A 26985-nucleotide genomic window follows, 5' to 3' on the forward strand; every position below is an offset into this window, starting at 1 on the left:
CTGCAAAAGGCTTTTAAATCTAACTGCAAAAATACTTAAAAACAATATTAGCAATTAACCTTTTCTAATTTTGGAGCAATAACAAATCTACAATAAGCTTGGCTAGGATTATTTTTAAAATATTTTTGATGATAGTTTTCAGCCTTATAAAATTTTTCTAGTTTTAAAACTTGCGTAACTATGGCTTTAGCGTAATATTTTTGTGCTTTTTGTAAAAAATTGCTAATAATTTTTAACTCCTCATTAGTTTGATAAAAAATAACTGATCTATACTGCGTTCCTTCATCAGCTCCTTGTTTATCTAAGCTTATTGGATCGTGCATTTTGAGAAAAATTTCTAAGATTTTTTCTAATGAAATTTGTTTTTCATCATAAATTATCTTAGCCACTTCTATATTCCCATCACCATTTATCACGCTTTCATAACTTGGATTTGGCTTACCACCGCTATAACCTACTTCTGTATAAACTACGCCTTTGATTTCATCAAACACGGCTTGAGTACACCAAAAACAACCCGCACCTAAGATAATTTCCTTATTTGTCATTATTTTCCAAATCCTTATTTTCTTTTAAAACAAGTTGCATAAGATAAAGCTCTTCCCCATCTATGATTTTTAAATCTTTATCTTCGCATTTTGGGCACCAAAAGATATTATTTTCAAGCACTCCACTAAAATGGCATTTTTGACACTCAACTACTACTTCTTGAATATGTATAATAAATTTAGCATTCTTACATAAGGGACTATTTTCTTTAAAAGTTTCAAAGCTTCTTTGTAAAAGTGGAGGTTCAATCCCACTTAAACGCCCTATTTTAACATGCACTTCTTCAATAACTTTTCCTTGAGCGTATTCTTCACAAAGTTCTAGCAAAGATTCTGTAATACTTAACTCATGCATTAGCAAATTCTTGGTAAAAGCTCGCCTTTTGGAGCTTCTAAAATGCGTTTTGCTCCATAAGCATTTTCTAAAACCACTCTTGCTTTTTTATTAGCTGTGATTTCACCTATAATAGCTGCATTAGTATTAAATTGTTTTAAAATTTCTAATGCTTTTTGTTCATCTTTTTTATCTACACAAATAATAAAAGTTCCTTCATTTGCAAGCTCATAAGGCTCATACCCAAAAAGCTCACAAACCCCTAAAACTTCATCACAAACTGGGATTTTTTCTTCAAATATTAAAAGCTCTAAATTACTTAATTTAGTCCATTCATTTAAAACTGCACTAAGCCCACCACGCGTAGCATCACGCATTGCTTTTATGGAAATATTTGCATTTAAAAGTGTTAAAACTTCATCTTTTAAGCTTTTACAATCACTTTGGATATTTGCCTCTAAATTATTTCTTTCAACCAAAACCGCACAACCATGAGCTCCAATATCCCTTGAAACTAAGATACTACAACCACTTTTTAAGTTTTTGGTATTGATTTTTTGTATATTTTTACCTATACATGAAGTATTAATGTATATTTCATCGCCTTTATTTTTAGGAACAACTTTAGTATCCCCGCAAACTAGCTTTACTCCCGCTTTATCGCATTCTTCTTTTATAGATTTTAGTATAATTTTTAACTTTTCTAGCTCAAAACCCTCTTCTAAAATTAAAGCTAATGATAAATATAGTGGTTTTGCTCCCACCATTAATACATCATTTACGCTACCACAAACTGCTAATTTTCCTATATTTATATCTTTTAAAAAGATAGGATTTAATACAAAAGAATCAGTACTAAAAGCCAAATCATCTAAAATAGCAGCATCATTTGCCTCTTTTAAAACATCATTTTCAAAAATAGAAAAAATTTCACTTATCAAAGCATTCATTTCTTCGCCACCGCCACCATGGGCTAAAGTAATTTGCTTCATTTTATGCCTTATCTTGATAGTATTTATAATAAGCCGCGCAAGCTCCTTCACTAGAAACCATACAGCTACCTATGGGATTTTTTGGAGTGCAAGCTTTTGCAAACACCTTACAATCGTAAGGCTTAGCTAAGCCTCTTAAAATTTGACCACAAATACAAGCCTTGCTTTCGTTTTTACTTTGTACTTTACAATCAAACACTTTGCTAGCATCTAAGTGTGCAAATTCATCTTTTAGACAAAGCCCGCCATTTACAATCACTCCAAGACCTCTAAATTCAAAATCACAAGGTTTAAAGTATTTTTCCACTAAAGCCTTAGCTTTTAAATTTCCTTCTTTGCTAACTACTCTGTGATATTCATTATAAACTTCAAAAGTATTTGCATTCATTTGCTCTACTATATTTAACACACTAAGCATTATATCAACTGGCTCAAAACCACTCACTGCTATAGGAGTTTTGTATTTTTTAGCAATAGGTTCATAAATGTTTGATCCTGTGATAACGCTTACATGGGAAGGCCCTAAAAATGCGTCAATTTTTACATTTTCATCTTGCATGATAGCTTCTACCGCGGGTGGAACCAACACATGATTAATATGAAAAAATAAATTTTTTAAATTTAAAGCTATACCTTTTTCTATAATCACCCCACTCATAGGTGTAGTTGTCTCAAAACCTATGGTAAAAAAGATTATATTTTTTTCAGGGTTTTTTAAAGCTATATCTATCACATCCAAAGGTGTATAAAGTGCTCTAATATCAGCCCCTTTAGCTCTAAGATCAATTAAGCTTTCATAACTTCCTGGCACTTTAAGCATATCGCCTAATACGCAAAAGATAGTATTTGGTATACTTGCAAGCTTTAAAGCCACATCAATACGCTCTCTTGGCATAACACACACAGGACAGCCTGGGCCATGAACAAAATTAATTTCTTTTGGCAATAAATCAGGCAAACCAAATTTCATAATACTATGCGTATGTCCACCGCAAATTTCCATGATATTAATAGGCTTAGTAATTTTAGAAGCAATAAGTTCTTTTAGGGCTAAAATTCTTTCTTTATCTCTAAAATCATTAATTAAATCCATTTTTTAGCCCCATATCGCCTTCATTTTCATCGATTTGTCCATTTTGCATTTTCTCTGCTATATCAGCATAAATTTTTAAACTCTCTTGTGCAGCTTGAGTGTCGATTTTTTCCATAGCAAAACCCACATGTATAAGCACATAATCGCCTACTTTTAAAGGCTCGCTTATTAAATCCAAACTTACTCTTCTTTTAACCCCTAAAGTTTCTACTATGGCTGAATTTAGCTCATCAATTTCTAAAATTTTAGAAGGTATAGAAAGACACATTAGCTAAGCTCCTTTTTCATTTTTAGATAATTTATCCAAAGATCAAATCCTGTTTTTGTTTTGCTATCTAAAATCATAATATCTATTTTAGGATTTAGCCTTTTAGCGGCCATAGAAGCTGCTTTGAAATCAAAGTCAAAATGTTGAGCTAAATCGGCTTTAGTAATGACCAATAAATCAGCCTTTCTAAACATCACTGGATATTTTTCTACCTTATCACTACCTTCTGTTACTGAAAGTAAAACTACATTTAAATGCTCGCCCAAATCATAACTTGCAGGACATACCAAATTTCCCACATTTTCAACAAATACTATATCAAGTTCACTAAGTTTAAAATGATGTAAAGCTTCATGCACCATAAAAGCATCTAAATGACAAGTTTGTCCTGTAGTAATTTGATGAGCTAAGCCTCCTGCTTTAATAATGCGATTTGCATCATTATTAGTTTCTAAATCTCCTTCAACCACAGCTATTTTTAAATCATCTTTTAAAGTTTTTATAGTTTCTTCTAAAAGCGTTGTTTTACCGCTTCCTGGGGAACTCATTAAATTAATACAAAGAGTATTATACTCATTAAAATGCTCTCTATTATGAGCTGCTTGATGATCATTTTTTGATAAAATTTTACTAATAACATTAATAGTTTTTTCATCTTTTAATGCTGGATTTTCATGATGGTGATCATGATGATGTTCATGTCCATTAATAGAACAACCGCAATCTTTACACATAATCTTTCCTTTATATTTTTATTTTATTGTATATAAAAAAGTATTAAAAAAATATGAGTTTTATTAAGTTTTTAAAGATAAATAATGCACAAGTTGCCCAAGTGCGATAGAACTATCATTGCAAGGAAATTGCAAAGAAGTTTTATAAGCAAAATTTTTTCGATCTAAAATTTCAAGCAAGGTTTTGTTTTGAAATACCCCACCACATAAAAGCACTTCTTCTTTAAATTTTTTTGAATATTCTATAATTAAATTTGCAATGCCATTAAGCAAACCTGTGCTAATTTTAACTTTATCTTTATCTTCTAAAGCTTGCAAAAAAGCATTTTTAAAACAAATTTCTTTTTCTTTGATGTTAAATTTGTAACTATAATCAAGATTTTTATCATAATATTTTTCCATCAAAAGCCCAGTTTGTGCTTCATAATCAAGCTTTTGTATATCAAAAGCAAAAGCGCCAAAAGCATCGATAATCCTACCAAGAGAACTCGTATATAAAGAGCTTTGAGTGTGAATTTTTTTAAGATTATTTAATTTTACTTGAGAAAATTTAGCTAAAAACTCGCTAGCTTTGCTTTCTAAATTAAAATCAAAAATTAAAGCTAAAGCTAAATTTGCGATATTTTTAATATCTGCATTAATTAGTTTGAAATTTTTAAAATGATTTAGTCTTTCATAACTTTTTAAACTCGCTCTAAAAATCTCCCCACCCCAAATTTTTCCATCATCTCCATAGCCTGTTCCATCAAAAACAAAGGCTAAAACATTATTTTTGTAAATTTTGTGTTCAAATAAACAAGCGCATAAATGCGCATAGTGATGTTGCACGCGAAAATTTTTATAATCTTTAAATTCTTTTACATAGTTAAATTGTGGGTGTTTGTCGCTTAAAATATGATCAAAATTTAGTTTATAAGAGTTTTGAAAGAAAGTTAAAATTTTAAAAAATCTCTCTTGTATATCTAAACTTTTCATATCGCCTATATAAGGAGAAATGAAAAGTTGATTTTTAAAAAAACATGCAAATTCGTTTTTTAACTCACTTCCTAGAGCTAGAATATTTTCTTTTGTATTAAAAATATCTGCTGTATTGATATAAAGTGGGTTAAGACCTCTTGAAGTCCTTAAAAACATAATTTTTTCGCTAATAACTTGAGCAATGCTATCATCGCTTGAGTTGTGTATTATTCTATCATAATCAAGATAAAAATCAAATACATCACTAAGTTGCTCTAAAAGTTTTGTTTCTTCATAAATAATGCTTTGTGAACTTAAATTAGCACTTGTTGCAATGATAGGTTTTTTAAAATGTTCAAAAAGCATTAAATGCGTTCCCATATAAGCTAACATAATACCTATTTTATTGGTATCTGGTGCTAAGCTTTTATGGATATTTTTGCTATTTAAAATAACTATGGGTTTTAAATTTGAAGTTAAAAGTTTTGCTTCAGCTTCATTAATAAAAGCTAATTCTTGAGCCATTTTAAGATCTTTTACCATGATAGCAAAAGGCTTTTTAGGGCGATTTTTGCGTATTCTAAGTTCATTTATAGCATTTTTATTTGTGCTATCACAAATTAAATGAAACCCACCCATACCTTTAAAAGCTATGATTTTACCTTCTTCTAAAAGCTTTGCAAGCAAGATAAAAGCTTTTTCATCTTTGGCTAAAATATTTTGATTTTTATCTTTTAAAAAAATAGTAATTTTACATTTTGGGCATGAGAGTGGTTGGGCATGAAAACGACGATTAGTAGGATCTTCATACTCGCTTTGACAAAAAGAACACATTTTAAACTCATCCATAGTCGTATTAACTCTATCATATGGGAGTTTTTTTATAATAGAAAATCTTGGCCCGCAATTTGTGCAAGTGATGAATGGATATTTAAAACGCGGATTTTTCTCATCGTAAAATTCATTATAGCAATCCTCACAAAGAGCAAAATCGCTTAAAATCGGGCTAAATTTTTCACTATCTTGTGAAGTACTTATGATAAATTCATTATAAGTTTTTTGAAGTTTTTTATAAGAAAAGCTAAAATCATCTATCCTAGCTAAAGGTGGTAAATTAGCAAAAAGTTTTTCTTTAAAAATTTTTAATTCATCATTGCTACACTCAAGGATTATAACAACACCTAAGCTATTATTATAAACTTCACCTTTTAAATTAAGCTCTTTAGCTATGTTAAAAACAAAAGGACGAAAGCCAACACCTTGCACTAGCCCTTTAATATGAATTTCATATCCAAAGTGGGACATCACTTAACTTAAAAAATGGTATGTGTTTAAATACATTTTTGCTAAGGCTTTTATGCTCAAACAAGCTCCCACTAAGCACGGCACAATCAACTTGTTCTTTAGCCTTTAAATCATCAAATAAATCTCTTAAAAAATACGCCAAACTCTCAACAACGCCTAAGGCTATGATTTGATTTTCTACTCCAGCAAGCTTAAAACTCATCACGCTTCTTAGTGTTTTAGTGTAATCAAATTCTTTTTGCTCATTAAGCTTAAAATCTATTCTAACACCTTTTGCCATTTTACTCTCATCTGCTAAGGCCAAAAGTGCTAATGCTGCTTTTTTCTCGTCTTCATCAAGCTCTAAAATCATCCCTACCATGCCAAAAAGATTAAAAAAATTATTAGCCATATTTAGTTCTTTTCGCACAAGAATAAATTCTTTTTCATAATTAGCTAGTAATCTCTTAGCAACATCATCTTGACTTATAGTTTCATAAAACTCATCAAAGCTTTTTGGTAAGCAAAGTTTTAAAAGATTTAGCTCTTTATCAAGTAAGATAATATCATCATTTCTTTTGCTAAGTTCTAAAAGCAAAGGCTTTTTGTCTTTAAAATCAGACAATATACAAGAAATTCTTGCGAAATTTTTATCCTCTTTTTGAAAAATCAAATTTTTAAACTCGGGTAAAATATAATCATAACCCCTACAAACTACTAGTTCATTTTCGATTAAAGCTACTTCAAAATCATCTTCAAAATGTTCTAGCTTTTTAAAATTTAAAAACTTAATTCCTTCTTTTTCAAGTTCAAAACATAAAGCAAACAAGAAAAGATTATCATATATTTTTATTTTAAAATATTCATGATTTAATTGATGATTTTGTCTAAAAATAGCATTAAATTTAAGCTTCATTAGAGGCTTTTCAACCCCTGCTAAGATTTTAAATTGCTCGTTATTGCAAGAAAAAAATGCATTGATATGTTTTGGGTCACAAGGTATTAAAAAATCATCCAATGCTTCATTAAAAATTTCAAAAGCATATATTCCTTTTGGACTTTTAAAATGCATTTTTTCTTTGTTTTTTAATTTTTCCAAGGCTTTTTTTAAATTATCGTAGAAATTTTCTTTAGTGATTTTTATAAATTCTTCTTCTATTTTAAATTCTTCTTCTACAAAAATACCCCATTCATTTTCTAAAAGCTCGCCATTAGTATAAGCATTTGCATTAAGTCTTGTTAAAAAACTTCTTTGAGTAAAAGCTTTTTCTTTTTTTATAGGTGTAAAATCTTCTTCTATAACTTTTAAGTCAAATTTGTTTAAAAAAACACTATGGCTGATATTTTCTAAATTAGAACAAAAGGCTTGAATTTCATCTTTTTCGCCTTTAATCTTAATGATGATTTTTTCATCTTTTTGCTCATAATCATACACATAATCTTTAGCATAATAAGCTAACAAATACTCAAAAATATCATTTTTAGATTTATAATCAAAAGTAATTTCTAAAAGCAAGTTTAAAACCTTAAAATTAAATTTTTAAAAATATAAATATAACAATTTTAATTCTAAGGAAAGCTTAAAAAATAAGACTTTTTAGAAAAACTTCTCTTGCTTTATAATCAGGCATAAATTTATATAAAAAATCATAAAATTCTTTTTGATGATGTGGGTAGATTAAATGTGTAAGTTCATGCAAAATCACATATTCTATAGCTTTTATAGGTTTTTGCATGAGTTTTAAATTTAAGTTTATGTATGCTTTTTGATGATTACAAGAACCCCATCTTGAGATCATTTCTTTAATGCAAATTCTTTGCACTTTTCTCTTGTGGATAAATTGCCATTTTTTTATAAAATACTCAAAAATCACTCTAGCACTACGCCTCAAGAAAAGATCTAAGGCTTTTTGATTTTTTGCAAAAATTTTATCTTTTTTTATAAGAATTTTTTTATGATTTTCGTTAAAAACTAGCTTGTATTTTTTACCTAAAAAATACAATTCATCACTTGCTAAAACTACTCTTTTTAAAGAAAGTTCTTTTTCTTTGGCTCTAATCCAACTTTCATTTTTTTCTAAAAATCTTAAAACATCTCTTTGCTCATAATATAGCGGTATACTAAGCTTGAAAGTTAAATCCCTATCTACCCTAAGTCTTAAGTATTTAAGTTTTTTCTTTTCAAAAACAAAACGAAATTCTTTAAATTCTAAAATTCCTTTTATACTAGTGCTTTGCCTTGCCATTTTTTACTTTTCCATCTATATGAATTTACTATACCGCGTAAAAACTCATCTGCACAAAAACCTATCCAAACTCCTAAAATTCCAAGTCCAGCATAAAAACAAAGCACATAGCCAACCGGTAAAGAAACTCCAAGCATAAATACCACTCCACTTAAAAACGGAAACCTCGCATCACCACTTGCTCTTAGTGAATTCACCATGACTATATTAAAAGTTCTTGAGATTTCTAAGAAGATTGAAAGAGTAAAAAGTGGTATCATAAGCTCTTTTAAACTCTCTTCAAGCTTTACTACACCCATGGTAAAATCTTGCAAAACATAATTAAGTAAAGCTACAAAAGCACTTGCAACCACACTAAAATACAAAGCTATCCATGTATGTTTATAGGCCACATTTAAGTATTTTGCGCCGACTAATTTACCTATGATAATTTCATTTGCTACGCTTATAGCTTGCCCTACTAGCATGATGAGCAAAGAAATTTGAAAATAAATCGTTTGAACGCTTAAATTTTCTTTACCCAAACTTGCTACAAAAGCAAAAGCTATGGTGTATTGTATAAACCATATCAAATGCTCTCCTGCTGCAAAACCACCGATGTTAAAAATCTTTTTAAGTACCACTTTTTCAAGGCTTATCATCTCTTTAATTTTAAGATGAATTTTGAGTTTAAAACTAAGTATTGCTACAAGCATACCAAAGGCGACCAAACGCCCAAGTATATTACTAAGCCCTACTCCAAAAAGCTCTAGTTTGGTAAAATGTAATACATAAAAATTTCCTATAAATATCACAACATTCATCAATAAGGTAGTAAACATAACCCAATAAGCCATATTATACACCCTAATAATAGCAGCCAAAACTATACCCATAGCGTCAAAAAACAAACAAATTCCAAGCATGTGCAAGTAAATCGCACTATCTTTTAAAAGCTCATTTGGAATTTGTAAAAGATAAAGCAAAAACTCTCCATGCCATAAAATCAAACTTCCGCACACAAAACCAAGCAAAGCATTTAAAAATAAACTTTGATGAATTGCCTTTCTTGCTAGAGTGTAATCTTTAGCTCCTAAAGCTTGAGCAATCACTACACTACAACCCACACTTAAAAAACTAAAAATAATGATAAATAAATCTGCTACTTGATTGCCCGCACCCATAGCCCCAACTAAAAAGTTAGAATACTGCGAAACCATAACGGTGTTGATAATCAAAGAAAAATATCTTAAAAACATTTCAAGCAATATAGGCATACTAAGATGTTTAAGTGAAAGTTGTTTGCTTGCCATAAATACTCTTTTTGATAATAATCTTTTGAAAGTAAAAAGTAATTTTACTTAAAAATTACTTTTTATAAGCTTTATAATATTTCTAAAACAAATTTATCATTTTCATCTTTAAAGGTAAAAACTTTATTTTTACAAGGATAAGATATACTATCTTTTTTCATACTAAATGTTTTATCTTTTAATTTTTCAAGTATAATAGGTAATTCTTTATTAAATAATGCCTTATCAGGAATTCCACACCCATGAGTTAAATTTTTAATAAATTTGCCATCTATATCTTTTTCATCTATTAGATGAAAATCTACTTCATAGTTTAAGGCTTTATATGTTTGAATTAATTGTATTTTATATTCTATTGGAGTTGCAGGATCTTTGGCGCTATGATAACTTGTATAAATAATATTTTTATTCTTTTGAGCTTGTAAGATCAAATGATCTTTATTAAGTAAAGCTCTAATTAAATAATTTTCATCAGCAAAATAATAAGGTGAGTTTGGGTTTTTGCGTGTCCAATATGATTTTAAAATACCATACAATATAACATTTGGAGTTTCTAAAACATGGTCATATCCGTTAATATCTCTTCCTATGATGTAATGTAAAGGTAATATTCCAGCACTAGAATTATCTATCACTCCATCTACATACCAAGGAGCTATTTTAGCGCACATTAGCGCTAAATAACCTCCATATGATCCTCCCCCGTAAATTTTAGGTAAAGATTTAAATTGAGGATAATTTTTTATTATATCTTTTAAGGCATTGATATGATCGATAGCAGGCATAATTCCATAATTATTATATTCATTATTAGGCGGGATAAAAGAGCGTGAAAGACTAACTTTATAATCTATATCTAATAACTTTTTTTCTTTTAAGCTACTAATAGTTTGATGCAAAAACTCATAATGAATTGATGCTGTTGAGCAATCTAATTTACTTGTTTGAATTTTGAAATTTTCTAAAATGTTTTTTAAGTGTACTAAATCTTCTTCTGTAAATGTAATAGCTGCACTATATTTTTCTACATCTGATCTCCTTTGACAAAAACAATGATACAAAACGCTTACAGCTACAACATTATATTTTTGAGCCAAAAACTTCCTATTAAAATCAACAAAAGTCATATGAGCATTAGCTCCATATCCACCTATGATAAAAACAATAGCTTCCATTTGCTTACTATCATCATAAGTAATTCTATATTCTAATTTACTTTCTCTTTTTATATTTAATTCTACATCATCACAAGAGTCTATAAAATAAGTTTGATTTATGAGCATGTTAAGCCTTTTAGAAATTTTGATTAATTATATCATCAAAATTTCTAAATAAATAAAAATTATCCAAAAGCTCCATTTAAATAAGCTTTTGTTTTTTCTTCTTTAGGATTTTCAAAAAATTCCTTGCTCTCTCCAAATTCTACAAGTTCGCCTAGATGAAAAAATGCAGTATAATCAGCCACGCGCTTACCTTGTTGCATGTTATGCGTTACCATGATCATAGAAAGATTATGACTTAATTCTTTAATAAGCTCTTCTATAACGCTTGAAGATATGGGATCAAGCGCTGAAGTTGGTTCATCTAAAAGTAATAATTTTGGCTTTATGGCCAAAGCTCTTGCAATACAAAGGCGTTGTTGCTGACCACCTGAAAGTGCTAGAGCATTTTGTTTTAGTTTATCCTTTACCTCCTCAAAAAGCCCTACTTTTTTAAGACAATCTTCCACCAAAGCATCTTCTTCATCTTTGTTTTTGATCATCCCATGGAGTTTTGGAGCATAAGAAATATTATCATAAATGCTTTTTACAAAAACATTAGGTTGTTGAAATACCATTCCAACTTTTTTTCTAAGCACGACTAAATCTTGATTTTTAACATCTTTTCCATCAATCTCAACAAGACCATCGATTTTTGCTATTTTGTCATTCATCCTATTAAAACAACGCAAAAATGTGGATTTTCCACATCCTGAAGCACCTATTAAAGCTGTGATTTTATTTTTTTGAATTTCCATATTAATATCAAATAAAGCTTGTTTTTTACCATAAAATAAATTTAGATTTGTTGTTTTTGCTATCATTTTAATTTTCCTTGAAAATATCTTCTTAAAAGTATTGCTGCTAAATTTAAAATCACCAAAAGAGATAAAAGCACTATAATCCCTGCTGCTGTTCTTTCTAAAAATGCACGCTCTGGCATAGCTGACCATGAAAAAATTTGAGCAGGTAAAACACTTGTTGGCGCAAAAACACTATTTGCCACATCAGGTATAAAAGCTATCATACCTATAATCATCAAAGGCGCGGTTTCACCAATAGCTTGAGCTAAAGTTAAAATAGAACCTGTTAAAATCATAGGCATTGCCAAAGGTAGCATAATGCCTTTTATCATTTGAATTTTAGTCATGCCTAAAGCATATGCTGCATTTTTCATATTAATATCCACACTTTTTAAGGCAGCTTTAGTTGAAACAATAATAATAGGTAAGCTCATAATAGCCAAAGTTAATCCTCCAACTAAAGCACTAGAACGAGGCATCCCAAAAAGATTAATAAACACTCCAAGTCCTAAAAGTCCAAATAAAATACTAGGAATACTTGCAAGGTTATTAATACATACTTCTATAAAATGCGTAAATACATTTTGCGGAGCAAATTCTTCTAAATAAATAGCTGCTCCAACTCCTATTGGGATACTTACAACCATACAAACTATCATCACAAGTAAAGTTCCAACCACAGAAGCAAAGATTCCTGAATTTTCAGGTGATTTAGAATCTCCATTAAGGAAAAAATTTGTGTTAAAACTTAGTTTTATTTCTTGCTTTTGAACTAATTCATCAACTAAAGTTTTTTGTTCATCGCTTAGTTTATTGTAGTTTTTTTTCATATATTGATCAACTTCAGAATTTGCTAAAAGCCAAGATTTTTCTTTGATTTGACCTGTTCTTATTTTCCTTTGTTCAGCACGCGATAAAAGCTCATATGAAGGGCTATTTCTATCAGCCTGGGCATAAATGTAAGTTTGCTTAAAAGCTCCTATCCCAAGATACCCTACACTTGATAAAAAAATACAAAGAAAAATAAGATTTATATAAAGCCCCATTTTACAGAATCTTTTGAAATTTTTTGAAGCTTTTTTTCTTTGTTTAAAAAGTTTTTTCATAAATTTTTCCTTTTATGGAAGCGATTTATCAAATAAACGCTAAAAATATTAATGATTAATGTAATAATAAAAAGTACAAGCCCTAAAGAAAATGCACTTAAAGCTAAAGAACTATCAAAAGCTTGATCACCGCTTAATGCTTCTACTATTTTTACAGTCACTGTTGTCATATCTTCTAAAAAATTCATTGTTAAATTTGGACGCAATGAAGCAGCCATAACAACAATCATCGTTTCACCTAAAGCTCTTGAAAGTCCTAAAAGACAAGCTGCAACTATACCTGGCATTGCTTCTGGTAAAATTACTGCAAAAACGACTTCTTTTTTAGTCATACCTAAAGCATAAGCTCCATTTATCCTTTTTAAACTTACAGCTTCAATGCAATCTTGTGAGAGTGAAGCCACTATAGGAACTATCATAATACCCATGATAAAACCTGCACCTAGGGCACTTTGAAAACTAGCTTCTATACCAAAAAGAGAAAAAAACCACACTATAAAAGGAGCTACAACTATGGCTGCGAAAAATCCAAAAACTACAGTAGGAATTCCTGCTATGATTTCTAAAATAGGTTTTAAATAGTTTTTAGATTTTTTACCTGCAAATACTCCAAGATAAATAGCACACATTACACCTAAAGGTAAGGCTGTTAGCATTGCTATTAATGAAATATAAAAAGTTCCCCAAAATAAACTCAAAGCACCAAAAACCCCATGCTTGCTACTTCCATCAGCACCTACAAATGCAGCATCTGCTGCCCACTGACTTGAGAATAAAAAAGTAAATACGCTTTCTTTTTGAAAAAATTTTAATGCCTCTATTAAAATAGTTAGCATAATAGCAAAGCTTACTACTACGCTAACAAAAGCACAAAGAAAAAGCGTTAATTTTATTATTTTTTCTTTTATCAATTTTTCATCCTAAAAATTAAAAAACTTTCCCTGCTTTAACAAGCTCATCAGTTAATAAACCTTTTTCTTCTATATGTTTTTGGGTTTGTTTTAATGTTTTTTCATCCAAAGGAACCAATCCTATTTTTTCTAATTCTGCTCCGCTTTTAGCTAAATCATCACTCATATAAATTTTTGCAAATTCAAATACTTCTGGATTTTTCTTAGCATTCATATATATAAACAAAGAACGAGCTAGTTTATATTTTCCTTCAGATATATTTTTCTCATCAGCTTTTACACCATCAATATCAACTGCATTAATCTTATCATCATTACTAGCTAAAAATCCGTATCCAAAAAGCCCAAAAGCTTCTTTATCAACAGAAAGTTTTGAAACAATTAAATTATCGTTTTCTCCGCTTGGTATAAATGCTCCATCTTGGCGTATAGTTTTATATGCACCTTTATATTCAGGAATTTTTTTAGAAATATCTACCATTACAAGCTCTTCTATACTATCTCTTGTTCCTGAACTTGATGGAGGACCATAGATTGTAATTTTTCTATTTGGTAGATTTTTATTGATTTGTTGCCAATTTGTATAAGGATTTGGGACTAATTTTCCATCTTGTGGAATTTCTTTGGCCAAAGCTAAAAATAACTCATGTAAGCTTATATTTAATGGAGCATTGATTTTATTTTGAGCTAAAACTATGCCATCATAACCTATCATAATCCCGACTATATCACTCACACCTGATTTTTTACAAGTTTCAAATTCACTTGGCTTGATTGCTCTTGAAGCATTAGAAATATCAGTAATTCCCTCGCAAAACACTTTAAAACCACCGCCTGTGCCAAGACTTTCAACTATAGGTGTTTTTGTATTTTTTATAGAAGCATACTCTTCAGCAACAAAAGAAGTAAAAGGATAGACAGTAGATGAACCTGCTATTTTTAATTCTGCTGCGTTTAAACTAACAAAGGTAGCCACACTTAAAGCCAAAAGTTTTTTCATTTTTTCTCCTTGTTTTAAAAAAGTAATGAAAATTTAAAAAAACTTGGAAACATTTTGGATACATGTATTTTTTGATATAATTTTATATGCTAAATGTTATTTTGATAGAAGATGATAAAGATTTAAATGAGTTAATTAGTTTAAGACTTAGTCAAGAAAATATAAAAATTTATAATTATTTTGATTTTTTTGACTTAGAAACCTTTCTAGATACAAATGAAATAGACTTAATCATCATGGATAGAAATTTACCAAGTGGCGATAGTGTAGAGATGATAAAACAATTAAGAAAAAAAGGTTATATGGAGCCTGTGATTTTTCTTAGTGCAAAGACTTTACAAAAAGATATTTTAGAAGGTTTTGAGCAAGGCTGTGATGATTATATATGCAAACCTTTTGATTTTAATGAGCTTTTATTTAGAATCAAAGCCGTAACTAAAAGAAATAAAACTCCAAAAGAACAAATTTCTTATCAAGATTTTACTTTATATATAGAAGAAAGGAAATTAATTCATCAAACAAATACATTTGAAAATTTATCAACCCTAGATGTAGAATTACTCAAGTGTTTTTTTAATCACAAAAATCAACTTCTAAGCCGTCAATTTTTAAGTGAGCAAGTATGGAAAAATGACACAACAAGCGATAAGACAATCAATACGGCTATTTTAAGATTAAAACAAAAAATTCCACAAATTAAAGAAAATATCATTTCAGTGCGCTCGGTGGGTTATAAATTGTGTTAAAAATCAGAAATTTTTTTGCTTTATTTTTTATATGTTTTTGTATATTTTTTATAGGATTGTTTTATTTTGTCAATGAGCAATATATAAACAACACTATAAAAAGCACTTATGAGCAAAAATTAAAAACCTTGAATGATACATTAAAATTTAGCATTATAAAAACACTCAATACAAACAACATTCAAGAATTTTCTCAACAAACAAGAGCAGATTTTATCATCAAAAAAGATGGAAAAACCATCTCATCTTTAGATGATTTTGATTTCTTTAAAAATCAATTTAACGCAGATTTTACACATGAATTTTTTAATAATAAAGAAATTTATTATAAAGCTTATCAATATGAAGGATATAAATACATCATCATTGTTTATCCAAAAATAAACGCAAAAATACAAGATTTTTGGATAAAAAATATTTTGATTTTTTTGCTTTTTTTAGCAGTATTAACTGCAATATATATTTTTATATTTAACTTTTTTAAAAAATACTTTCAAGAATTACTTTTGTTTATTAAAAATATAAAGAGTCAATCAGAATTTCATTTTACAAAGAACTTTTTTTATGATTTAAATTCTTTAAATTTAAGATTATTAAAAATAAAAAAATTATTTTATGAGAAAGAATTACAAAATAAAAAACAAGCCAAAAAAATTAAAATGAAAAACACTCAACTTTCAAATTTAATCAGTACTATTTCACATGAGTTAAAAAATCCTTTAAGTGTTATAAATTTAAGTTTGCAATCTTTAGAAAAAGAACATAATGATGAAACTATGAGAAAATTTATGCTTGAAAAAATTCACAAGCAAAGCGTAAAAATCAACCAACTAACACACAAACTAAATTTTGTTTTTAATTTAAATATCACATCTTTAAATGAAGAAAATTTTGATTTATATGCTTTAAGTAAAAATATTGTTGAAAATTTTAATGAAAGCAGGATTAAAATTCAAGGAGAGCAAACTTTCATAAAAGCAGATTCTTTTCTCATTGAGCAAGTTATTATTAATCTCATTAGCAATGCACTAAAATACAGTCAAAAAGATATTTTTATTGAAGTTAAAAACCAAGAATTTACTATACAAGATCAAGGCATAGGCATAGAGGAAAAATACTTAAAATTAATCACAAAAAAATTTTATAAAATCAATACTAGCCAAAACAATTCTTTTGGACTAGGATTGTTTTTAGTTAAAAAAATACTCACTTTACACAAAAGTTCTTTAAAAATTCAATCTAGCCCACAAAAAGGTAGCATATTTTCTTTTAGTATTGGCTAATCACTCTCTCAAAAAGCCATATTCATAAATTTTTGGTTCGATTTTTTTAGCCAAAATATCTAAAGCTAAATTCAAATCACTAAGTAAAATTTTATAATGCTCATCTTTTGCCTTGCTAGGCATATTCATCTTGCCTTTTTCATCTCTACCTTGAAAAAATTCTTTTATATCATACAAAGAAGCATTTACCAAATACCCTGCCTTTTCTTTATGCGTGTGATAATACTTAAAAAGCTCTTTGCCTGCTTTTAAAAGCTCTTTTGCTTCATTAGAAAATTCCACCTTGTCTAATGTATCATCAAATAAAACATCTTCATTTTTTATCTTGCCATTTATAAATTTATACATAAAATCACTCTTAAATGCTTCTTGAGTGATGCCTAATTCTTTCTCGCTAAAAGGTATGAAGTGATTTATACCTTCTTTTGTGCTTATATAATTTTGCCCATGAAAAAGCATAAAAGCCAAGCAATCACTTTGAAATTCTTTATCGTTTTGATATGCTTTGTTTGGATATAAAAACTGATCTCTATCATTTAGCCAAGTAGCTTTTATAGCATGGCGTACTGAAAGATATATACTCATAGGTAAAATATTCTTATGTGTGATAAAAGTAAAAAGTTTCTTTTTGATATCATTATCGGTTAAATTATTTGTAAAAAATACACCTGTGTTATTTTGAAAATCTGAACCTATCATTCTTAAAAAACCGATATTTTCACTTTCTTTATCATAAAAATTTCTAAGCCACTCAATCATATATTTATTTTTAGAAACAAAACTTTTCTTACCTAAAAAATTTCCATTTTCATTAAATACATCAAGCCTTACCTTTTTAAGCTCATCTTTTTGACTCATATCCCATATTAAAAATCCTATAGGAAATTTTCCTTTTACATTATCAAAAGTATAAGAAGGCGCTAGGAAGCCTTTTAAAAATTTAGCTTTAAAAATTCCTCTAAATTTATCTGATTGTTGTGCATTGATATATTTTAATTTAGAAAAAGTAGCTAGCACAGCTCCTTCGATCTCACAATATATTCTTATATAAAATTGCATAAACAATTCTTTGGCAGCTCCACCTATTTTAGAATTATATTTATCATAAATCATACTATCAGAAACTGCTGTTTTATTTTTGCCTGTCTTATTTCTAGTAGCAGTTGTGCTAGCTTCTGCATAAGGTGGGTTTATAAAAATGATGAGTTTTTTGCGTTTGTTTTCATCTTTTAAAATTTCTTGTAAATTTGAAGGTAGTTTTGATTTATAAATGACATTGCCTTTATCATCTACTTTATCAAAAAATTCATCATTTAAAAAGTCAAATTGAAAAACATGCTTTTCAAATAAATTTGCTCCATTTTTTATACGCTCATGTATCACATCAACATCTGCTTTATCTATGGTAGAGCAAAAAACATTTTTTGCATTTGTAAAATTTGCTAGCAAATTTCCTGTACCACCAGCAAGGTCCCATATATAGTATTTCTCTTCATAGTCTTTACCTAAAGCCTTTGATAAATACTCACAAGCCTTATCCACCCAAATTCTTGGAGTAAAAAACGCCCCCTTTCTTTCTCTAATGTCTTGATCTACAAGCAAATCCCTACGCTCTATCATATAATCCCAAAATTCCTCCAAAGGCGGACGCTCATAAATAGCCCAAAAATCTTTATGTGCTTTTTGATTATCTTTAAAGCCCGTTTTTTCTGTAGCGATAGAGCCTAGATCTGTCTTTTTGGCATTAAATTCATAATGATCTTTTTTCAAGATAGCAAAAAGCTTTTCTACTATGGTTTGATTTTCATTTGAGAGTAAATCAGCTAGGTAAAAGTCCGCATCAATAATGCCATTTTTCTTTGCTAAATCCCAATCTATACTTATGCTTTCTTTTACACTTTTGCTCCATTTGTGATATATGCTTACAAAGTTGTTTTTGTCAATTTTAAATTTACTTATATTTTCGTTTGTTAAATTTTCTTTTATGAAATTTTTTAATTCCTCATCATTTTTTTTATAGTAAAAAATCAAAGCTTCGTTTAAAATTTCATCTAATTCTTTTAAAAGTTTTAAAAACTGCTCGCTTGTGTGATCGCTTGGTGTTACACTCCAATCTATGTCGTTTTTATAAAAAACTTCTTGAATTTTAGAAAAAGATAAAAATGCGATTTTTTCAGCATCAAATGCACCTATTAAAGCAGGTGTTTGCTCGGCGTGAAATTTATGCTTTCCTATAGTTAAAATAAGCTGAATGAATGATTTTTTAATATCACTTATGCCTTGCTTAGCTTCAGCCCAAAATAAATTAATCTCACCTAAGTCTTTGTGTTTTTGCGTGATGATAAAATCTATCTTAGAACCAACTATAGAAAATTTTGAAAAATACGCCTCACGCACTTTGTTTTTTAAAGTTTCTTCATCTACTTTTAACCATTCTTGCATTTTTAACCTTTGATAATAAATAAACTTACAATTTTAAGCAAAATAAAATTATTTTTCAACATATCCTCTTGGATTAATATACCACGAAGCTTTTTTTTGTAAGTCATTTTTATAAAATTCTATAAGCTCTTTTTGTTCATCAGTAGGATTTTTAAAAGTTTCTTCGATCATAGTTTTTAATTCTTCAGATCTAATAAATCCTGGAAAGTACTGACTTATATATTTTTGATTATTATTATCCTTTCTTGCAAATTTTTCCAAAATCAAGAAAAATATTTTTGAATTTTGAGCAAAAATTCTAAAGGTTTTTTTTATGCAAAAAATAGAAAATCTTTCAATAACAATAAAATACTCGAGTATCTTTTCTTTTATACTTTCATTATTTTCTCGGAGTAGTTTTTCTAATAGTATTTTTAACTCTTTTTCATAAATATACTCTTGAGCTTCATTAGAGAAGTTGCAACTATATATAAATAGCATTCTTACATCTAGTGAATAGGTATCATCAAGCAATTTATCGCTAACTATATTTTCCTTTTCTTTAAAAATGGAAAATATTTCCAAATAAGCTCTGCATTTATTAAAATCTTTTTCTCCATAAAATTCATCAAAAATACTCCAAAGATAATAAATAAATTCACTGCTTTTAAAGTCTTTAGTATAAATGCTCATTTTAAAAGCTAAATGTTTAAATCTTTCAAGTTCTTTTAAGTCATACTCATTAAAAATATCATCATACTCTTGGTGTGAATTTGCCTCTAAAATTTTATCTATAGTTTCTTTTCTGATAACATTTTCTGCGAAATTTAATACAAAATAATCTTGAAAATAATCCGAATAAGCTAATCTGTGTTTATATTTATAATCACTTCTATCCTTTGAATTAGAAAAATCCCTATTGTATAAATCATCTATTTTGGGAAATACAGAAATTAACAAATTTTTAACAACTTCTTTATTTAACTTATTTAGGCATTTTATTTGTTCATCAATAAAATTGGTGTATGTGGATTTTTGAAGTTCTTTGTTTTTTTCATCAGAATCTAAAGCGGTTCTTTTGAAAAATTCAGAATAGTTATAAATAAACTCATAAAATTTTGGTTCGAAAAGTTTAAACAAAGTAATCACAGCAAAATCATATAAATATAACTCTTGTTTTATCACACTCATTTCAAATTTTAAAACATTTAAGTATCTATTAATATCTCTTATATTTTCAAAAACACCTACAAAATGATTTGTTTTTAAATTCTGTATAAATTCATTTTTATCGAATTTTTCATAAACAAAGCTAAATTGTTCTATTTTTTGCATAAAAATCGCTGTTAAATCAGCTTTATTTAATTTAGGTAGCACTATAGGTACTTGCACTATTTTTTCTATATATCTTTCACCTTTATCTTTTTGAATCTTATCTAAGGCTGTAGCGACTACTTCATTATCATAAGCAAGAATATATATAGTATTTTTAAAATCTGCTATAGATTTAACAAGTTGAAAAATTTCTTGTATATCTGTATCGGCTAATCTATCAAGATCATCAATAACTATGATTATTTTTTTACCTATATTCTTTATTTCATTATTGATTTTTTCTCTAGTGTCATCTAAATTTTCTTTTGTCATCTCGGCTGTTTTTTGAAGAGCATTGCCAATATTACCACTTACTTCAGAAGCAATACTAGCAAAAACATCTAGTCCAGGTATAAATTTCAGTGGTTTAAATATATAAGATAAAGCTTTTAAACCATCGCTTAATTTTTGATACTGCTCAGAAGAATCTGTCCTTCCTATTTCAGCAGAAAGTTTTGTAAAAAAATCACTAATAAGCTGTTTTCTAGTAGAGATGTTCCAAGGATTGAAATTTATTATAATGAAATTTACATCATCTTTAAAATCTTCTAAAACCATATTTATAAACGAAGTTTTTCCACTACCCCAATCCCCTATAATACCTATAGAAATACTATCTTCATCTTGATAACTTTTTATAATTTTCGCTAGTGTAGTAGCATTTTCTCTTCTACTAAATAAATCTTCATTTTTGCTTGTTATAGCTTTATCAACTTTAAAAGTATTTATTTGCATTTTTTACTCTTTATTTTTTAGCGTAATTATACATAAAATATAAATTTAGTATAAATTAAACTTTAAAATATATCATTATAAAATCCATTATTAAAAAAAGGAGAGAAAATGCTTTCAAAAGAAGTAGTAGCTTTATTAAATGAGCAAATTAATAAAGAAATGTATGCAGCAAATTTGTATTTGAGTATGAGTTCATGGTGCTATGAGCATAGTTTTGATGGTGCAGGGGCGTTTTTGTTCGAGCATGCAAGAGAAGAAAGTGATCATGCTAGAAAACTCATCACTTATTTGAATGAAACTGATTCTAAAGTAGAATTAAAAGAAGTTAAAAAACCTGATAGTGATTTTAAATCATTGCTTGATGTATTTGAAAAAACTTTTGAGCATGAGCAAAGTATCACTGCTTCTATTAATAATCTTGTAGATTTTATGCTTTCAAGTAAAGATTATTCTACTTTTAATTTTCTACAATGGTATGTAAGCGAACAACACGAAGAGGAAGCGCTTTTTAGAGGTATAGTAGATAAAATCAAACTCATAAGCGATAATGGCAATGGCTTATACATGGTAGATCAATACATCAAAAGTCTGACTAATAAATAATTTTTAGCTTCCATAAATTTGGAAGCTAAATATCTTTTAATTTAAAAGAATTCTTGCAAAATAAAAGTAAATTTGCTAAAATACTTTTTATTTAAAAGGATTTTTATGCAAATGAATGAAATTACTGATAAATTAAAATTTATACTCCAAAAAGAAGGAATAAAAAACGCCAAAGATTCTGATGTAGCTAAGATGCTAAATATCAATCCTGATACCTTTTATAGTATGAAATTTAGAAATTCCATACCTTATAAACAAATACTTCATTTTTTAAATGAGAGAAATATCAATATCAATGCGTTTTTTTATGAAGATTCCCTTGAGAGCAATACTCTAACGCATGATCTAAACTATAATGTTTTAAAATATTATGATGTTAATGCTTCTATGGGAGGTGGAGCTTTAAATGATAATGTAAGTTTTTCAGAAGTGATTATAGATGAAAAACTAAGTGATTTTTTTGGCTCTAAAGATTGTGATATCATCCCATGTATAGGCGATAGCATGGAGCCTGAAATCAAAGATGATTCTTTGTGTTTAGTAGATAAAAGCAAAAGCTTTAAAGAAGGTGGAGTTTTTGCAGTAAATACTAGAGATGGTTTATTTATCAAACAAATTTTTAAAAGCAATAAAGGCGGAGTTTATTTACACTCTTTTAACCTAAGTTATGCGGATGTTCATTATCAAAATGGAGACTTTTTAATTGTAGGTAAGGTAGTGGGGACTATTAGTAGAATTTAATATTTAGCAAATAACTTCTTTTTCTATATGATAATTTTTATTATTTAAATTAATAAAAAGTTAATAAATTATATTTTTAAGTTAATTTTTATTAAAAAATAGTCAAAATTATGTTTTAAAAGTTAATAGATAATAAATAAGAGTGTTTTTATCTTTTAATAAAACTACATGAAAGGGAAGTTATGAAACATAAACTAGCTAAAGTCGCCACTTATGCTTGTTTAGCATTGGGCATTAGTTTGACTACACAAGCTTTTGCTTCTTCAGAGCCTAGAACCCTTGATGGTTATGTGGCTCAAGAAGATGCATTTTTTGATTATCTTTATAAAAATCACCCTATTTTTAAATATGAAAAAGAAGGGCGTTTGGTGGGTAAATTTACCCATAGTGATAGAACTGAAAATTGGGTTGCAAATCAAAATGGAGCTAAATTTGCTGCCGAGCATGATTTAAAACAAGCCTCTATTACCTATCGTTTGCCTTATGAATCTTTTTTGGACTTTCCAAACAAATTTGTGGGTCCAAAAAAATGTGGCGAATGCCATCCTGCTCAATATGCTTCTTGGGAGCGCTCTCGTCATGCAAAAACCGTGCGTTTTCCACATGAAATGGAAGAAGTTGGTGGAGCTGAAGGTTTGAAAAAACCTATGTATAATTCTCAAGCTACTATTTTACCCGATGGAATTTATCCAAATGATGTTTATGCTCTCATTGGAACACCAAGAACAAAATATGGTTTTATAGATAGATGGCTTGTGCGTGGAACTTACCATGTTGAAGATGGAAATTTGAGTGATTTAAGTGGTAAATTAACCGCTGGAGGCAATCAATTTTCAAGACTTTGGAGTGAGTTTTTAACCCCTGAAATGGCACAAAAAATAGCTGCATTTGCACCTGGTTTTCCTACTAAAATGGAAGATTTTGGAGGAAATGGCTCTCAAGTATGGGGAACAAACTCTTATGCTGCAACTTATAAAGAAAAAGCAGTTTTTCAACCTGCTACTGCATATTGTGAAACCTGTCATACTTTTAAATTTGATTTTAAGAGTAAGGAAGAATTTTACAAAGCACTAGGTAATCCAAAAGAACTTCAAAAACATACCATCTCAAAAGGTATTACTTGCGAGGAATGCCATGGGGCTGGAGCACATCTTTATGGAGCAAGAGGTGCAGGCATGCCATCAAATTGTGAAAGATGTCATCAAAGATTTTCATATAATGAAACCGATGCTAAAATCAATCCTAGAAAACCTTTCAACGCATATTTTAAATCAAGTTGTCCTGCGTGTGGAACAGAAGGTGCTCAAATGTATTCTTCAGCACACTACGATAAGGGTATGAGATGTAATACTTGTCATGATCCACATGAAGTAACTTTTAATGATTGGAAAAGCGGTTATACTAAAACAAAACTTAAAAAAACTTGCAAAGATTGTCATGAAACTCAAGCAAGCTTTTTCAAAAAAGGTGGAATTCACGCAAAAGATAACTGTACAGCTTGTCACATGCCAAATATGATGAGTTGCGAAAACTTTGGAGCGGTTCAAAACCCTGATAAAGGTGGATTTGATAATGTTAGAGCTTCACATATTTGGAATATCAAAGTAGATAAAACCGCAAAAACACTTAATCCACCAGAAGGTAAAGAAAGATCGCCTAAAGTTGGTGGTTGGACTATAGCTAGAGATGATGAAGGTAGATTTTTCCTTGATTTAATGTGGAGTTGTGGTAGAACTAGTTTTAGTGATATTAACCTAATGGGTCCTGGTGCAAGTGGTTGTCATAGTCCTGTACAATCAACCTTACCTGAAAAACTTCACTTTAGCAATCAAGAAATGATTTATGATAAAGTAATGCAGTGGCAAAACCCTGTTAAAGAAGGATATGAGAAAATTAGAAAAGGCATAGCAAATATTGATAAAACTTTTGCTGAAAAAAATAAACTTTCAATAGAGCAAAAATCAAAAGTATTAAGCCTAACTAATCAAGCTCAAGCCATAGCTGATAGACTAGAAAAAGATGGTTCTTGGGGTGTTCATGGACCTGCTTATTCTAAGAAAATCATAGAAGAAGCTTTAATTTATATCCAAGAAGCACAAAATATCCTAAATAGTAAATAAAAACAAAGGAAGAATGAAAAATTCTTCCTTAAAATAAGGAGCTAGTCTTGAAAAATTTAATTACTCGACTTTTTATTGTGCTTTTTACTCTTTTTATGCCATCAGGATTTATTTTTGCTGAGGCTAATGGAGAAATAGGCTCAATAGAAGGTGTAAAAAGCATTAGCTTAGCACAAGCTCAAGAAATGCTAGATCAAAACAATACTTATTTTTTTGATGTCAATTCAGAGCAAGATAGACAAGCTAATGGTTATATACCTAATTCCATATCAACCTATGTGGAAAATTGGCAAAATTTATTACCTAATGATAAAAATGCAAATTTAGTATTTTATGGTTTAAATCGTTTTAGATTTGAAGCTTCTCAAGCAGCTGCAGTTGCTATAGAACTTGGCTATAAAAACTCTGTTGTAATGCTTGATGGTATAGAATCATGGGTAACTTCAGGTAGAAAAGTTGAAAAAATAGACACAGTTAAATGGGAAAAAGCTAAAGAAATTATCGAATTTAAAGACACTATCCACTCAAGATTTAAATTTAGCAACACCCCATCTTGTCGTGATTGTCATGCTCAAAAAGGTAAAGGCATTAGAGCTGATATTGCAGCAAATAAAAACCTAATCAATCAAAAATGTGCAACTTGTCATGAAAAAGCAAGCAATGCTTTAGCAAAAAGCGCTCATGGGGTGCAAGAGTTCTTACCCGCTCAAGATATGCAAAAGAAAAAAGAAAAACCATCTTGTGCAACTTGTCACTCTATTCATATTACCCCAAAACATTCAGGAATTTATTCACAAAAACAATTAGTTGATCAAAAATGCACACAATGTCATAAACAAAAAAGTGCAACTTTTCATATGACTTTTCATGGTAAAGGTATGTTTTTAAGCACTCCAGGTGAAACTCCAAGTGTTGCTACTTGTTCTGATTGTCATGGAAAACATAATATTTTAAAATCAAGCGAAAGAAGCTCAACTCTCTCGCCAATTAACCGTGTTCAAACTTGCAAATCATGCCACCCAAATGCAAATGAAAATTTCGCAAATTGGATGGCACATGCTGATCATAGTGATGGCGAAAAATATCCTGGATTACATGGTGCTTATATATTCATGACTATTTTGGTCATTTCTGTATTTGTTTTCTTTGGAGCCCATACTATACTTTGGTGCTTGCGTTTAATTGCTATGCGTATAAAATATCCTAAAGAATGGAAAGAAGCAAGAAAAGCAGCACATGAAGATAAAGTAAGAGTAAGAAGATTTAGCACTTTTCATAGAATTCAGCATTTTTTTATGGCAGTTAGCTTTTTGGGTCTTGCATTCTCAGGCTTACCGCAAAAATTCTATGATTCAGCATGGGCTAAACCTATGATTGATTTAATGGGTGGAGATATCATTAACGCTGCAACCATACATCATATTTCAGCCATAGTAATGTTTGCAGTATTTTTCTCTCACATTGGAGAAATCATCATCGTAAATTGGAAACGCCGTGATGTAGCAAGGGATCCAATAACTGGCAAAATAAGCTTTATGAAAGTTTTAAAAGCTACTTTTGGGCCTGATTCTTTAATGCCAAATTGGCAAGATTTTAAAGATATGAAAGATCATTTTAAATGGTTCTTTGGTTTTGGACCAAGACCGCAATTTGACCGCTGGACTTATTGGGAAAAATTTGACTATCTAGCAGTATTTTGGGGTATGTTTATCATTGGTATTTCAGGGCTTATTTTATGGTTTCCTGCTTTCTTTGGTAAATTTTTACCAGGTGAAGCAATCAACTTAGCAACCCTACTTCACTCTGATGAAGCTTTACTTGCTACAGGATTTATTTTTGCAATTCACTTCTTTAATACGCATTTTAGAGCAGATCGCTTCCCTATGGATATGGTGATTTTTTCAGGAAGTATTAGCGAAGAAGAGATTAAACAAGAAAGAAATGTATGGTATAAACGCTTAAAAGAAAGTGGAAAATTAAGCACTTTATATGAAAATAAAAGTAACTTCAAAGCATATCAATGGCTAGCTAAACTTGCAGGATTTGCAATGCTAATCACTGGTTTGGTATTTTTATTTTTAATGCTTTATACTTTCTTTAACACTATCTTATAACCTTATTCGCTATAATAGCGA

23 protein-coding genes are annotated in these 26985 nt (G+C 29.1%); 6 read left to right on the top strand and 17 right to left on the bottom strand.

Annotation, left to right across the window (positions count from 1 at the left end; genetic code table 11):
• Positions 1 to 47: 47 nt before the first annotated feature.
• From msrA to L8X33_RS06240, 15 genes are all read right to left on the bottom strand, one after another.
• Complete coding sequence (gene msrA, locus L8X33_RS06170; protein WP_263670247.1) at positions 48 to 548, bottom strand: peptide-methionine (S)-S-oxide reductase MsrA; 501 nt, start codon at positions 546 to 548, stop codon at positions 48 to 50.
• Positions 538 to 903, bottom strand: coding sequence for a hydrogenase maturation nickel metallochaperone HypA (locus L8X33_RS06175; protein ID WP_220567194.1), 366 nt, complete (start codon positions 901 to 903; stop codon positions 538 to 540). Before L8X33_RS06175 ends, msrA begins: the two co-directional genes overlap by 11 nt.
• Positions 903 to 1874 (bottom strand): hydrogenase expression/formation protein HypE, encoded by a 972-nt coding sequence (gene hypE, locus L8X33_RS06180; RefSeq protein WP_220567193.1) that lies wholly within the window; start codon positions 1872 to 1874, stop codon positions 903 to 905. The genes L8X33_RS06175 and hypE overlap by 1 nt, the downstream gene beginning before the upstream one ends.
• Position 1875: 1 nt before the next feature.
• Complete coding sequence (gene hypD, locus L8X33_RS06185; protein WP_263659857.1) at positions 1876 to 2967, bottom strand: hydrogenase formation protein HypD; 1092 nt, start codon at positions 2965 to 2967, stop codon at positions 1876 to 1878.
• Positions 2954 to 3235: a HypC/HybG/HupF family hydrogenase formation chaperone gene (locus L8X33_RS06190; protein ID WP_012661500.1), complete on the bottom strand. Its 282-nt coding sequence runs from the start codon at positions 3233 to 3235 to the stop codon at positions 2954 to 2956. Before L8X33_RS06190 ends, hypD begins: the two co-directional genes overlap by 14 nt.
• Positions 3235 to 3969 carry a hydrogenase nickel incorporation protein HypB gene (gene hypB / locus L8X33_RS06195; RefSeq protein ID WP_115645554.1) on the bottom strand — a complete coding sequence of 245 codons (735 nt, stop codon included), beginning with the start codon at positions 3967 to 3969 and terminating at the stop codon, positions 3235 to 3237. The genes L8X33_RS06190 and hypB overlap by 1 nt, the downstream gene beginning before the upstream one ends.
• Before the next feature lie 63 nt (positions 3970 to 4032).
• A complete protein-coding gene (gene hypF, locus L8X33_RS06200) occupies positions 4033 to 6231 on the bottom strand; it encodes a carbamoyltransferase HypF (protein WP_263670248.1) in 2199 nt (732 codons plus the stop codon).
• Positions 6212 to 7726, bottom strand: coding sequence for a hypothetical protein (locus L8X33_RS06205; protein ID WP_263662010.1), 1515 nt, complete (start codon positions 7724 to 7726; stop codon positions 6212 to 6214). The genes hypF and L8X33_RS06205 overlap by 20 nt, the downstream gene beginning before the upstream one ends.
• Before the next feature lie 64 nt (positions 7727 to 7790).
• Positions 7791 to 8456 (bottom strand): M48 family metallopeptidase, encoded by a 666-nt coding sequence (locus tag L8X33_RS06210; RefSeq protein WP_263670249.1) that lies wholly within the window; start codon positions 8454 to 8456, stop codon positions 7791 to 7793.
• On the bottom strand, positions 8432 to 9748 hold the full coding sequence (locus L8X33_RS06215; protein WP_263670251.1) for an MATE family efflux transporter: 1317 nt from the start codon (positions 9746 to 9748) through the stop codon (positions 8432 to 8434). Before L8X33_RS06215 ends, L8X33_RS06210 begins: the two co-directional genes overlap by 25 nt.
• A 71-nt stretch (positions 9749 to 9819) precedes the next feature.
• Entirely contained in the window at positions 9820 to 11031 is a 1212-nt protein-coding gene (locus tag L8X33_RS06220; protein WP_263670252.1) for a DUF2920 family protein, read from the bottom strand.
• Positions 11032 to 11090: 59 nt separating this feature from the next.
• Positions 11091 to 11831: a phosphate ABC transporter ATP-binding protein PstB gene (gene pstB / locus L8X33_RS06225; protein ID WP_087700725.1), complete on the bottom strand. Its 741-nt coding sequence runs from the start codon at positions 11829 to 11831 to the stop codon at positions 11091 to 11093.
• Complete coding sequence (pstA, locus tag L8X33_RS06230; protein WP_133318866.1) at positions 11828 to 12916, bottom strand: phosphate ABC transporter permease PstA; 1089 nt, start codon at positions 12914 to 12916, stop codon at positions 11828 to 11830. The genes pstB and pstA overlap by 4 nt, the downstream gene beginning before the upstream one ends.
• The gene (gene pstC, locus L8X33_RS06235; protein ID WP_047208303.1) at positions 12913 to 13827 is read right to left on the bottom strand and encodes a phosphate ABC transporter permease subunit PstC; all 915 of its coding nucleotides are present in this window, start codon (positions 13825 to 13827) and stop codon (positions 12913 to 12915) included. The genes pstA and pstC overlap by 4 nt, the downstream gene beginning before the upstream one ends.
• A 16-nt stretch (positions 13828 to 13843) precedes the next feature.
• Entirely contained in the window at positions 13844 to 14827 is a 984-nt protein-coding gene (locus tag L8X33_RS06240; RefSeq protein WP_257928718.1) for a substrate-binding domain-containing protein, read from the bottom strand.
• An 86-nt stretch (positions 14828 to 14913) separates the two neighbouring features.
• On the opposite strand from L8X33_RS06240, the gene L8X33_RS06245 reads away from it, so the two are divergent.
• Together L8X33_RS06245 and L8X33_RS06250 are read left to right on the top strand one after the other, a co-directional pair.
• On the top strand, positions 14914 to 15573 hold the full coding sequence (locus L8X33_RS06245) for a response regulator transcription factor (RefSeq protein ID WP_220566406.1): 660 nt from the start codon (positions 14914 to 14916) through the stop codon (positions 15571 to 15573).
• Positions 15567 to 16856 carry a sensor histidine kinase gene (locus L8X33_RS06250; RefSeq protein WP_263660772.1) on the top strand — a complete coding sequence of 430 codons (1290 nt, stop codon included), beginning with the start codon at positions 15567 to 15569 and terminating at the stop codon, positions 16854 to 16856. Before L8X33_RS06245 ends, L8X33_RS06250 begins: the two co-directional genes overlap by 7 nt.
• Here L8X33_RS06250 and L8X33_RS06255 read toward each other — a convergent pair whose 3' ends face one another.
• Positions 16857 to 19298 (bottom strand): hypothetical protein, encoded by a 2442-nt coding sequence (locus tag L8X33_RS06255; RefSeq protein WP_263660773.1) that lies wholly within the window; start codon positions 19296 to 19298, stop codon positions 16857 to 16859.
• A gap of 48 nt (positions 19299 to 19346) precedes the next feature.
• A complete protein-coding gene (locus L8X33_RS06260; RefSeq protein ID WP_263660774.1) occupies positions 19347 to 21386 on the bottom strand; it encodes a KAP family NTPase in 2040 nt (679 codons plus the stop codon).
• 108 nt (positions 21387 to 21494) lie between these two features.
• On the opposite strand from L8X33_RS06260, the gene ftnA reads away from it, so the two are divergent.
• The 4 genes from ftnA to L8X33_RS06280 all read left to right on the top strand — a co-directional run bounded on the left by ftnA (position 21495) and on the right by L8X33_RS06280 (position 26964).
• Complete coding sequence (gene ftnA, locus L8X33_RS06265) at positions 21495 to 21989, top strand: non-heme ferritin (RefSeq protein ID WP_220566403.1); 495 nt, start codon at positions 21495 to 21497, stop codon at positions 21987 to 21989.
• A gap of 105 nt (positions 21990 to 22094) precedes the next feature.
• A complete protein-coding gene (locus L8X33_RS06270) occupies positions 22095 to 22730 on the top strand; it encodes a helix-turn-helix transcriptional regulator (protein WP_220566402.1) in 636 nt (211 codons plus the stop codon).
• A gap of 182 nt (positions 22731 to 22912) precedes the next feature.
• Positions 22913 to 24850, top strand: a complete 1938-nt coding sequence (locus L8X33_RS06275) for a cytochrome c family protein (protein ID WP_263660775.1) — start codon at positions 22913 to 22915, stop codon at positions 24848 to 24850.
• Positions 24851 to 24945: 95 nt separating this feature from the next.
• The gene (locus L8X33_RS06280) at positions 24946 to 26964 is read left to right on the top strand and encodes a rhodanese-like domain-containing protein (RefSeq protein WP_412175228.1); all 2019 of its coding nucleotides are present in this window, start codon (positions 24946 to 24948) and stop codon (positions 26962 to 26964) included.
• Positions 26965 to 26985: the final 21 nt, after the last annotated feature.

It is taken from the genome of Campylobacter sp. CNRCH_2014_2849 (assembly GCF_025772845.1).
Classification (GTDB): Bacteria; Campylobacterota; Campylobacteria; order Campylobacterales; family Campylobacteraceae; genus Campylobacter_D; species Campylobacter_D lari_D.